The following is a 10,940-nucleotide window of genomic DNA, read 5'->3' as shown; positions in this document are numbered from 1 at the left end:
TAGTCCCCATATCATTCGAATGAAATTATGATTTAATATCAGGAGCGAGGTAGAACAAGTGAAGAGAGTAAAGAAAGTACTTATGGCAGCTGCCATTGCAGCAATTGCCACCGTTGGCCTTTCGGCATGCGGTATGGTGGAAAGGACGCAGGAGTCCATTGATGGGACTGTCCTTGCAAAAGTTGGGAGCGTCAATATCACGCAGAAGGACCTGGATACTGAAGCCAAGTCTTACATTGACACGCTTGTCAGCCAGTATGGCGAGGAAGCTGTAGCTTCAGACGAGGGCAAGAAGGTTGTAGCAGACCTCAAGAAGGATCTTCTGACTTCACTTGTGGAGATGGAGATTCTCAACCTCAAGGCAGCGGACTACGGACTGTCTCTTACATCAGAGGCTGTCACAAAATCTGCTGATGAGAGAATAGAGTCAATCAAGACAATCTACGGCGATGACGCCAAGTACGTTGAAAGCCTCAAATCAATGGGCTATACTGAAGAGTCCTACAAGACGTTTGTCACTGAAGAAGTGCTTAGGGGTCTCGTATATGACGAGATAGTCAAGGACGTGACTGCTACCGAGGAAGAGGCAAAGGCTTATTACGAGGAGAACAAGGCAGCTTACGTGGAGAAGGCCGGAGCAACCATATACCACATATATTTCGGTACCGATGCTGCAGCTAAGGCCAAGGCTGATGAAGCAAAGGCCAAGCTTGATGCAGGTGCCAAGTTCGCTGACATTGCACTTGAATATGGACAGGATTCCACTGCTGAGGATGGCGGTGAGTTAGGATCCTTTGCTTATGACACTGACGAGCTTCTTGCTGACTTCATGGACAAGGTGAAGCCGCTCAAGGAAGGCGAGATTTCCGGAGTCGTACAGTCAACTGCAGGCTACCATATCATAACTGTCAAGGACGTTCAGGCAGAGGACATAACACCGGCATTTGATGAAATAAAGGATGATGTCACTGATGAGCTTCTTGGCGAGAAGAAACAGACCAAGTATGAAGAGCAGATGACCTCATGGAAGACTGAGCTCAAGGTCACTACCTACGAAGACAAGATAATATAGCTAATTGATGATACAGGCCGAAACCTTATGGTACGGCCTGTATTTTTATGGTAAAATATCTTATTGAGAATCAATTTCAATGGAGGACGTTCGTTTGAATATATTTATAAGATACATGCTTATGGGAGTGGGGTCACTCTCGTTCGCACTTGGATTGGCAGGGGTTTTTCTCCCGATAATTCCAACTACACCTTTTCTGCTCCTTTCAGCGGCCTGCTGGATGAGGAGCTCTGAAAAGGCTTATACGAGACTCTTGAGCCACAGGAAATTCGGCCCGGCAATCAGGGATTACAGTGAAAATGGTACGATCAGTGTAAAGACCAAGGTGGTCGCAATTGTTCTCATGAGTCTGGGAATCGGTTCGACAATTATCTTTTTCACAGGCAGCACTTTTGTCAGGCTTATTCTCCTTGCAGTTGCAGTATCTGTCGGAACCTACGTTGGATCAAGGCCATCTTCATAAGTATTGTGGATGTCACTGGTTTCTTGAGGTATATTTGAAGTAAGAAGAATTAGCGAGGTGCTTATATTGATACATTTGGCAGGCCTTGGGCCAGGAAATTACGAATCACTTACGATTGGTACACTCAAGCTGCTTAAGGAAGGTCCGCTGTTCCTAAGGACCAGGGAACATCCGACTGTTGGTTTCCTTGAGAGTGAAGGCATAGACTTTGAGAGCCTTGACAGGTTCTATGAGACTCTTAACAGCTTCGAGGAGGTTTACTCGTCGATAGCGGAATTCATCGTCACGGAAGCTGTAAAGGGGGATGTCGTATACGCTGTGCCGGGACATCCTTTGGTTGCTGAAAAATCGGTCCAGCTCATTATGGAGGCAGCGAAGCAGAACGGAATCAGCTACAGGATCCATCCTGCTGTCAGTTTCGTGGATGCTGTGACTGAAGCCCTTGGCATTGACCCCATTGCTGGCCTCAGGATAATCGATGCACTTGAAATCGAGAACGAGCATCCTGACTTCTCCAAGGGTACGGTGATCACCCAGGTTTATTCGCAGTATGTGGCTGGCAGAGTGAAGCTAGCACTTTCCCAGTATATGGATGATGAGGCAGAAATAGTGTTCATTAGGTCTGCAGGGACAGCTGATGAGTCCATCAGGAAAATCATGCTCTATGAACTAGACAGGCAGAAGGACATTGACCACCTGACCTCAATATATGTTCCGAAGAATAACTCGGCTTATGACTTCTACAGCTACCTTAGGATCGTTGAGAGGCTGAGAGGTGAGGATGGCTGCCCATGGGACAAGGAGCAGACACATGATAGCCTGAAAAGGTACCTGATCGAGGAGGCTTACGAGACTCTGGAGGCAATTGATCTTGATGATCCGGACCTGATGGCTGAAGAGCTCGGTGATGTACTCCTGCAGGTGCTGCTTCACAGCGTCATCGGGAGGCAGGCCGGTGAATTCAATATCCATGAAGTCATAAGGCTTGGATCTGAAAAGATGATCTACAGGCATCCCCATGTGTTTGAGAAGGACAAGGACATGACATCGGATGAAGTCCTTGTGCAGTGGGACGAACTGAAGAAGAAGGAAAAGAATGAAGGATCCATTATCGATGCGGTAAGCAGCGTATCAAGGCACTACCCGTCGCTCCTGAGGGCTGAAAAGGTCCAGAGAAAGGCCAGGAAGTATGGATTCGACTGGGATGACATAGAGCCGGTGTTTGCCAAGATAAGTGAGGAGATACTCGAGGTTAGGGAAGCACTCGATGAAGGCAACGGAAACGATGCAAAGAAGGAGCTTGGAGACCTGCTTTTTGCGGTAGTCAACCTTTCAAGGTTCATTGATGCCGATCCGGAGATATCTCTTAATAATACAACCGACCGATTCATATCAAGAATCACCAAAATGGAAGAACTCATATCCGCTGATGGAGTCACTTTCAAGGGTCTTGGGCTCGAAGAATTGGACCGTTATTGGGAAAAAGCAAAAATATTTGAAAAAAACCGTTAAAAAAGAAGGGTTTGAGCCAATTGTGTAGAATAACAATAATAGTTTCAATTTTTAATCAATAAGGAGGAATCAATTGTGAACAAGGCGGAATTAATCGCGGCTATCGCTGAGGAAAGCAAGCTCACCAAGAAGGATTCGGAGGCTGCTCTCAAAGCTTTTATCACAGCAGTATCAGCAAGCCTTGAAAAAGGCGAAAAGGTACAGCTCGTTGGCTTCGGAACCTTTGAAGTAAGGGAAAGAAAAGCAAGAGTCGGAAGAAACCCAAGGACCAAAGAAGAGATAAAGATTCCTGCATCAAAGGCACCATCATTCAAGGCAGGCAAGGACCTTAAGACTAAGGTAAATGTACAGCCTAAGAAGAGGGGCAGAAAGAAAGCTGAGAAATAACATTCCATAGGATGCACGCCCCTTAAGGGGCGTGCATTTTCATCTTTCAAATATGAGTTATTTTGCGCGAATTTTGTAAAAATATAAAAAACGTGGTCTAAGTTAGAACATTTAACAAATTTTCCTTCACTTTGTACGCCAAACTATCTATAATGGAGTAAACGAGGCATTGGACAGCTGGCTTAGAGCGTCAAAGGAAATAGCCCCGGAGGTATAGGATTGAGACTGGACAAGTATTTGAAGGTATCAAGGATCATCAAGAGAAGAACTGTGGCCAAGGAAGCCTGTGATGGTGGAAGGGTCAAGATCAACGACAAGGTGGCAAAGGCAGGCACTGACATAAAGGAAGGCGACATCATCGAGATTTCCTTCGCATCCAGGAAGATACTGGCAAGGATTTTGAAGGTTGTGGAGCATGTCCGAAAGGAAGATGCTTCTTCCATGTATGAGATAGTGGAAGGCGAAGAGGACACCGAGGAATAGGATCTGTTTGTATTCTTTTTCCGGGACTGGTCCCGCGGAGGTGGTTATGAAGTTTGGCAATCTGATCAAGAGGGCATTTATCGTTCTCTTCATAGTGGTCATAGGCACAACGGTATACAACCAGCAGCTGGCCATGCAAAGGATTAAGGCCGACATTATCCTGCAGCAGCAGGAGCTGGCGAAAGCAAAAGAAGAAAATGGAATCCTCACGAACAATCTTGAGATGACAAAGACTGACGAGTTCATCATCAAGAATGCAAGAACAAGACTTGGACTCCTGAAGCCAGGAGAAATTCCAGTCATTGATTCTTCGAATTAATTAGGTTATCATGAATAACATACACACAATTTTAAGGAGGATACTTTAAAGCATGACCTTAGAGGTAGGAAACATTGTAGAGGGAACTGTTGTTAACATCACAAGCTTCGGAGCCTTCATTGATTTGATGGGAAAGACTGGACTTGTGCACATTTCAGAAGTAGCTGACAGCTATGTCAAGGATATCAAGGACTTTCTGAAGGATGGCGACAAGGTAAAAGTGAAGGTACTCAGCGTAGACAACAACGGTAAGATTAGCTTGTCCATAAAGCAGGCCAATACAGTAGCAGCTCCGGCAAAGAGGAGCACTAGACCGACTGAAGTCGATTGGCATCACTCTGACAGACAGGACAGGAAGAAAGCCCCTGCACCTTCAAGCTTCGAAGACATAATGTCGAAGTTCATGAAGGAAAGTGAAGAAAAGATGTCGGATTTCAAGAAGCATCAGGAAGTCCGCACCAAGAGCAGAAGAGGTAACTAGCAATCATACCCGGTGTATCACCGGGTCTTTTCTTTTCTGGAACAAGAAATGTAAACGGTGTGAAAATGGCCTAAAATACTTCTTGAAAATAATGTTAATAATGTGTTGACAGTATAGGGTATCTTAGGTATAATTAATTTTGTCGCCAGAAGGTGGCAGCACAAATGTGGCGGAATAGCTCAGCTGGCTAGAGCATTCGGTTCATACCCGAAGGGTCGTAGGTTCAAGTCCTATTTCCGCTACCAATAGCGTGCTGGAGTGGCGAAACTGGCAGACGCACAGGACTTAAAATCCTGCGGTGGTGAAACACCGTACCGGTTCAATCCCGGTCTTCAGCACCAAACAAGTTAATATCGCGGGGTGGAGCAGTTGGTAGCTCGTCGGGCTCATAACCCGAAGGTCGTAGGTTCGAGTCCTTCCCCCGCTACCATTTGGAGAGCAGTCTAACGATGTTGGGCTGTTTTCTTTTTATGTTTAAGAATATCCGGAAATCTCAAATTAAATGTTTTGCATTCAGGAAATCAAAGATTAGATTCATATTTGTATTTACAAATAATCGATTTGGTGTGAAAGTAAAATTAAGATTATGGATTTAAGGAGAAGATATGGGTAGCGAAATAGTGAAAGAACCTGAAGAAAGATGGGACAGAGTGATGAAGCGGTATGCTAACGTTGTGGCGGTAGTCTTCTGCTATATAGTCAAGGACGGAAAGATTCTTCTCATAAGAAGAGGGAATCCGCCTTCCTACAATGAATATACTGTTGTGGGAGGAAAGAAGGAAGCTGGAGAAGACCTGATTGCTGCATGCAGGCGAGAGGTCGCCGAGGAGACGAACCTGGATGTAAGGCACCTTGAGTTCAGGGGTGTAGTTCATAATCATATGGCAGGAAGGGATTTTGAGGTAATAACATTCTACTTCAAGACTGATGACTTTTCTGGTGACCTGAAGTCTGGAAGTGAAGGAGACCTTGAGTGGTGTGATATCAATGAGAGCTTCCATAAAGAGGGGATCAGCGAATATTATCTCAAGATAACTCCGCTTGTCCTAGGCGACAGATCGAGCTTTGCCGGTTCTATTTCCATAGATAGTGAAGGAAAGATAGAGCGGTTTGAGATCAACTAATAAAAGTCAGTAATTGAAATACGAAAAGCGGCTGTTTGGCCGCTTTTTCATTTCAAGAAATCATGTTATTCTCTGAGGCTTAATATCTTAGAATATGTCATCTCCGCTCTTGAATTCGAGGCCGGGATGGTTGTCGAAGCGAACAACTCCAATTACAGCTTTACCTTGAACTGCCTTCTTGACAGCGGCAGTGCCTTCGATTCCGAAGCCTCCGCAAAGCTCGATTGCCACATTGCCTTCATCTACGAGTGACTTTGCGACAGCTTCTGCTTCCTTGTAGTCTGGCACGCCAACAACAGTAAGAGTGACTGCAGGTGTAACAACAACAGAGCGATGGGCAGCCGGATCTGCTCCAGGTGCAAGGAAAATGAATGCTGCATTAAGCGCCATGAAATTACCACCTTTCATATGTATTCTCAAGCCAATTATAGTACTGTGAATCATTGAATTCCAGACTAATTTCAATACTATTTCAGCATTCGTCAGGACAGATTCAAATAATGATATGGTTTACATTTAGTGATATAATTAGAGGGATGTAACATAGATTAGTATTGTCATGCAGATAATGACAATACCGGTCAAAATATAAATATGGGGGGTATTTCAGTTGAAGAACAGGAAGCTTGTCATGATTCCAGGACCGACACCAGTGGCAAGGTCGACTCAGAATGAAATGGGAAGGGAGACAACAGCATTCGGAGACCCATTGTTCGTCAAAGACTTCAAGGGGCTTATCGAAGACCTAAAGGTTATGATGAATACTGATGGAGAAGTATTTGTGGTTGCTGGGACCGGAACAATGGCCATGGAAATGGCAGTTGCGAATGTGACTAAAAGGGGTGACAACATACTCCTGGTATCCCATGGCTTCTTCGGAGACAGGTTTATTGACCTTTGCCAGAGAAAGGGGCTTAATGTTGATGTGCTTGCCAGCGAATGGGGAAAGGCAGTCCCGGTAGAGGAAATCGACAGGAAGCTTTCAGAGAAGAACTATGCTGCGATAACAGTGACACATGTGGACACTGCTACCGGAGTATGTGCTCCTGTAGCTGAGATAGGGGAGGTCATTCGGAAGTATCCGGATACGATCTATATTGTTGATGGTGTTTGTGCATCGGCTGCAGAGCCTGAAGATATGGTCGGGATGGGTATAGACGTGCTCCTTACAGGCTCACAGAAGGCTTTTGGTGTAAGCCCGGGACTGGCAATAGTATGGGCAGGGAAAAAGGCGCTTGAAAGACGGAAGCAGCTTGGAACAATACCTGAATTCTACATTGACTTTGAAAAGTGGCTGCCGATAATGGAAAATCCGGCAAAGTATTTCGCGACTCCCGCAGTGAACCTCATATGGGCTCTGAAGGACGCTGTGAGAATCATAAACGAGGAAGGTCTGAAGGAGAGGCAGGACAGGCACAGGAAGGTGGCAAAGGCTACCCAGGCTGCAATGGAATCCCTTGGATTCAGGATCCTCGCTGAAGAAGGCTTCAGGGCTGTGACTTTGTCGAATCTCATTTACCCTGAAGGAGTGGACGACCTCGAATTCAGGAATACACTTTCCGAAGAAGGTGTGTTTGTAGCGGGTGGTCTTGGTGCTTATGCGGGCAGGATGTTCAGGCTGGGTCACATGGGGAACATAGACATGCATGACTCTGTTTCAGCTATAGCTGCAATTGAGAGGACGTTGTACAGACTAGGTAAGCATACTGAACTTGGAAAAGGCGTAGGCGTGTTCATGAAGGAAATGATGGAATAGTGGATAATAAATCCCGCATGGCAATACCGTGCGGGATTCGCTATCTTCTTGAATTATAGACCTCAAGGTAGAATTTTCTCCACTCTTCGGATATCCTGCCGCTGCTGTAGAAATTCGCGCCTCTTTCTGCCATGGTTGAGGCCTCTTTCCGATAAGTCTCGTCGTTCTTAAGCCTTTCAAGTTGAGATATGAAGTCTTCGTTGCTGGAGCCCTTGAGATAGAAATCAAGGAGCACACTCTCATATTCGGGAAGGTCCCTGAGGAGTACTGGTATGTGGCAGCTCATTGACTCAAGGACAGTCATAGGGAAAAGTTCGTCGTAGGATGGCAGGAACATGACATCCGAGAGGTTGTAGAGGCTGTTCATCCTTTCATGCTCGACAAGACCAAGGAAGTGAACATTTGACGGGTGTGAGCCGACAAGTTCCTTTATGCTTGAATAGCCTGATGAGATTACTCCGAATGCAAAATCGCCAGCCCATACGAACTCGGAATCGGGCATTCTCCTTGCAGCATCAATGAAATCTATGACTCCCTTCCTTTCCTGGAGCTGACCTACGCAAAGGACTGTGAATCTGTCTTCAGGCAGTCCGAATTCTCTTCGTAATTCGCTTTTTGATTCAGCAATAGGGTGAAAGTTCTCGGATGATACGAAGTTCGGTATGTACCGGACCCTTTTACTGTCAATGCCGTATCTGCCGATCGCTTTAATAAAATAAGGATTCACTGTTACCAGGTAATCCGCGTTCTTGTAGAACTTTATAAGGTACCAATAGAATACCTTGCGTGCAATCCAGGGCAGGTTGAGGCTCTTGTCCAGGGTTTCCGGAAGGAAGTGCACATGGGCCACGGTACTGCCATGTCTCTTGTATATGAAGAAACGGAGAAGATAGGTGAAGTTCACCGTCTGAAAATGAGTTATGTCGCATGTTTTGTTCGTGTTGTCGTAAAACTCGAAGGTGTCTGAAAGGGTACTCCTTACAAGCTGAAGCTGCTCGTCATGAGCTGAAAGCACTCCATGCCCCTTGACGGAATCCGCCTCGGATTTAATGTTTATAGTAATCATTGGCAGCACCTCCGGATTTCTTGAATAAGGAATATCATAGTATATTCTCTGATTACATTATAATCCATATTGGCTAGAATGGTATGCATCAGAACATAAACATATAGATAATGAAACTCAATAGAGAGAAAATATTGAAGCCTATGCCTGTTGTTTGAATAGGGTATGAAGGTTCAGGATATAATATATGTGGGGGTGGGAATTTGAAGAAGATATTTTTTTACGAGACTGAAATAGGGCTAATCGGGATTGCAGAAGAGGATGGATATATTTCAGACATTGTTTTCGGGAGTGATGGTCTTAAGGGTGCTGAGACGAAAGAGACCAGACTGATAAAGAAGGCGTTTAACCAGATAGCCGAGTACATTGCCGGAATCAGAATAGTATTCGACCTGCCATTGCTTGTAGAGGGGACAGAGTTCCAGGAGACGGTATGGAAGGAGCTTCTAAAGATACCCTATGGCGAAACAAGGACTTACAGTCAGATTGCAGAAGCTGTAGGAAAACCAAAAGCTGTGAGGGCTGTAGGCGCAGCTAACAATAGGAACAGACTTCCAATCATAATTCCATGCCACAGGGTTGTGGGTGCAAATGGAAGCCTGACAGGGTATTCTGGCGGACTGGATGCAAAAAGGAAGCTTCTGGACCTTGAAGAAAGGAACTCAGTGAAGTGACCTAAGGTAAGTGATTGTAATAGAGCAAGGAAAAGATTCTGGACGCATGAAACACCGGTGGACGGCAGGTCCAGCCGGTGTTTCTATACTTATCCGGAAGGTAGGGGATAACGAAGTAATTTTAGCTGACTTTGTTTCTGGCCTTTATAAGCCTGACCCTGATGACTCCCTCAATTGACTTAAGTCTGTCCAGAGTGTCTTCGTCAACTTCACTGTCTGTATCAATAAGCGTATATGCGTAGTTGCCCTTTGACTGGTTCTTCATTTCAGCGATGTTCATGCCTTTTTCGGCAAGTATCCCTGAAATCTGTCCGACCATGTTCGGTATGTTCCTGTTGCAGATTGCTATCCTGTCTCTTCTTTCAGCAGGACCCATGCAGCATTCAGGATAGTTCACTGAATTGACAATGTTGCCATTCTCGAGGAATTCCATGGTGGCATTGACTGCCATTATCGCGCAGTTTTCCTCAGACTCCTCAGTGGAGGCTCCAAGATGCGGTATGGATATTACATTCTTCATGTTTAGAAGAGTATTGTTCGGGAAATCGGTAACGTAAGTTGAAACACTGCCGAGCTCCAGAGCTTCCTTGATGGCAGCTTCAGGAACAAGGCCTCCTCTTGCGAAATTAAGAAGGATAAGGCCCTTCTTTGCATTCTTAAGCCTGTCCGCAGTGATTATGTTCTTTGTCTGTTCTATAAGAGGAACATGAAGCGACACATAATCGCAGGTATTGAGGATCATATCAACGTTCTCAACTCTCTTGACCTTGTAGCTCAAGCCCCATGCGGCGCTTACCGATATGAACGGGTCGTAGCCATATACATCCATCTTGAGGGATGTGCACATGTTTGCGACGAGCGCTCCGATAGCTCCAAGCCCTATTATTCCAATCTTCTTGCCGGTGAGCTCCTGACCGGTGAATCTGCCTTTTTCCTTCTCGACGATCTTTTCAGCATCTGTCTTATCCTTTATGGACCTTACCCAGTCAACTGCATCTACTACATTTCTTGAAGACATCAGAAGTCCAAGAAGGACCAGCTCCTTGACCGCGTTTGCGTTGGCGCCAGGGGTATTGCATACCACGATGCCTTTTTCCGCGTATTCTTCAGTAGGGATATTGTTGACACCGGCTCCTGCCCTGGCAATCACCTTAACGGAGTCGTCTAGCTCCATTCCATGCATACTAAAGCTTCTGAGGAGTATACCGTCTGCCTTGCCTTCTCCTGAGAGGTCATACTCACTTGTGAAAAGCTTCATGCCTTTTTCTGAAATATTGTTTAATGTTTTTATAGCATACATACGTCCACACCTCACACACAATTTGAATGTTTATAATTTTAATCTTTATTGGCGAACATAGCAAGTACCTTTTTGAAAAGTGTACGCTATTTTTTTATCTATTTTTTATCGCCATTCTATTTTGGTAGTTTATCATTAGTCATAATGTGAAAAGAAAGCCGCCCGGGGGGTCAGCGCCGGGACGGCAAAGGGGTTTTGCGCCATGGCCGGGCTTGCCCGTTGGGGTCGCCACGGCGCGCTGCAAGTGGTTACATCTATCAGAATAATTGTGACTGGCAAATGAAAAACCGGATCCATCAGGCG

13 protein-coding genes and 3 tRNA genes are annotated in these 10,940 nt (G+C 45.4%); 13 read left to right on the top strand and 3 right to left on the bottom strand.

Translation table 11 applies throughout. The features are described from left to right. The first annotated feature begins 58 nt into the window (after positions 1 to 58). The 11 genes from J2Z34_RS05765 to J2Z34_RS05715 all read left to right on the top strand — a co-directional run bounded on the left by J2Z34_RS05765 (position 59) and on the right by J2Z34_RS05715 (position 5,841). On the top strand, positions 59 to 1,072 hold the full coding sequence (locus J2Z34_RS05765; RefSeq protein ID WP_209458916.1) for a peptidyl-prolyl cis-trans isomerase: 1,014 nt from the start codon (positions 59 to 61) through the stop codon (positions 1,070 to 1,072). Between the two features lie 94 nt (positions 1,073 to 1,166). After that, positions 1,167 to 1,535 carry a YbaN family protein gene (locus J2Z34_RS05760; protein ID WP_209458915.1) on the top strand — a complete coding sequence of 123 codons (369 nt, stop codon included), beginning with the start codon at positions 1,167 to 1,169 and terminating at the stop codon, positions 1,533 to 1,535. Positions 1,536 to 1,601: 66 nt separating this feature from the next. Continuing rightward, positions 1,602 to 3,047 carry a bifunctional methyltransferase/pyrophosphohydrolase YabN gene (gene yabN / locus J2Z34_RS05755; RefSeq protein WP_209458914.1) on the top strand — a complete coding sequence of 482 codons (1,446 nt, stop codon included), beginning with the start codon at positions 1,602 to 1,604 and terminating at the stop codon, positions 3,045 to 3,047. Between the two features lie 75 nt (positions 3,048 to 3,122). Beyond that, positions 3,123 to 3,434, top strand: a complete 312-nt coding sequence (locus tag J2Z34_RS05750; protein ID WP_023387692.1) for an HU family DNA-binding protein — start codon at positions 3,123 to 3,125, stop codon at positions 3,432 to 3,434. Between the two features lie 219 nt (positions 3,435 to 3,653). Continuing rightward, positions 3,654 to 3,917, top strand: a complete 264-nt coding sequence (locus tag J2Z34_RS05745) for an RNA-binding S4 domain-containing protein (RefSeq protein ID WP_209458913.1) — start codon at positions 3,654 to 3,656, stop codon at positions 3,915 to 3,917. 46 nt (positions 3,918 to 3,963) lie between these two features. Next, positions 3,964 to 4,236: an FtsB family cell division protein gene (locus J2Z34_RS05740; protein WP_209458912.1), complete on the top strand. Its 273-nt coding sequence runs from the start codon at positions 3,964 to 3,966 to the stop codon at positions 4,234 to 4,236. A 52-nt stretch (positions 4,237 to 4,288) separates the two neighbouring features. Next, positions 4,289 to 4,717, top strand: coding sequence for a S1 domain-containing RNA-binding protein (locus J2Z34_RS05735; RefSeq protein ID WP_209458911.1), 429 nt, complete (start codon positions 4,289 to 4,291; stop codon positions 4,715 to 4,717). A 168-nt stretch (positions 4,718 to 4,885) separates the two neighbouring features. Beyond that, a tRNA-Met gene (locus J2Z34_RS05730) sits at positions 4,886 to 4,962 on the top strand. A 7-nt stretch (positions 4,963 to 4,969) separates the two neighbouring features. After that, a tRNA-Leu gene (locus J2Z34_RS05725) sits at positions 4,970 to 5,058 on the top strand. A gap of 13 nt (positions 5,059 to 5,071) precedes the next feature. Further along, positions 5,072 to 5,147 (top strand) — tRNA-Met (locus tag J2Z34_RS05720). A gap of 175 nt (positions 5,148 to 5,322) precedes the next feature. Further along, positions 5,323 to 5,841, top strand: a complete 519-nt coding sequence (locus J2Z34_RS05715; RefSeq protein ID WP_209458910.1) for an NUDIX domain-containing protein — start codon at positions 5,323 to 5,325, stop codon at positions 5,839 to 5,841. Positions 5,842 to 5,928: 87 nt separating this feature from the next. Here the strand turns inward: J2Z34_RS05715 and J2Z34_RS05710 are convergent, their stop codons facing one another. Further along, positions 5,929 to 6,231 carry a DUF6506 family protein gene (locus J2Z34_RS05710; protein WP_209458909.1) on the bottom strand — a complete coding sequence of 101 codons (303 nt, stop codon included), beginning with the start codon at positions 6,229 to 6,231 and terminating at the stop codon, positions 5,929 to 5,931. 220 nt (positions 6,232 to 6,451) lie between these two features. Here J2Z34_RS05710 and J2Z34_RS05705 point away from each other — a divergent pair, with 220 nt between their 5' ends. Beyond that, positions 6,452 to 7,597, top strand: a complete 1,146-nt coding sequence (locus tag J2Z34_RS05705) for a pyridoxal-phosphate-dependent aminotransferase family protein (RefSeq protein ID WP_209458908.1) — start codon at positions 6,452 to 6,454, stop codon at positions 7,595 to 7,597. 40 nt (positions 7,598 to 7,637) lie between these two features. Here the strand turns inward: J2Z34_RS05705 and J2Z34_RS05700 are convergent, their stop codons facing one another. Continuing rightward, positions 7,638 to 8,663, bottom strand: a complete 1,026-nt coding sequence (locus J2Z34_RS05700; protein ID WP_209458907.1) for a glycosyltransferase family 4 protein — start codon at positions 8,661 to 8,663, stop codon at positions 7,638 to 7,640. A gap of 203 nt (positions 8,664 to 8,866) precedes the next feature. On the opposite strand from J2Z34_RS05700, the gene J2Z34_RS05695 reads away from it, so the two are divergent. Continuing rightward, entirely contained in the window at positions 8,867 to 9,337 is a 471-nt protein-coding gene (locus J2Z34_RS05695) for a methylated-DNA--[protein]-cysteine S-methyltransferase (protein ID WP_209458906.1), read from the top strand. A 121-nt stretch (positions 9,338 to 9,458) separates the two neighbouring features. Here the strand turns inward: J2Z34_RS05695 and J2Z34_RS05690 are convergent, their stop codons facing one another. Beyond that, positions 9,459 to 10,637: a phosphoglycerate dehydrogenase gene (locus tag J2Z34_RS05690; RefSeq protein ID WP_209458905.1), complete on the bottom strand. Its 1,179-nt coding sequence runs from the start codon at positions 10,635 to 10,637 to the stop codon at positions 9,459 to 9,461. Positions 10,638 to 10,940 lie beyond the last annotated feature (303 nt).

Origin of the sequence: Youngiibacter multivorans (genome assembly GCF_017873395.1) — a bacterium.
Classification (GTDB): domain Bacteria; phylum Bacillota; class Clostridia; order Clostridiales; family Clostridiaceae; genus Youngiibacter; species Youngiibacter multivorans.
This window is presented reverse-complemented; position numbering and strand designations above follow the sequence as displayed.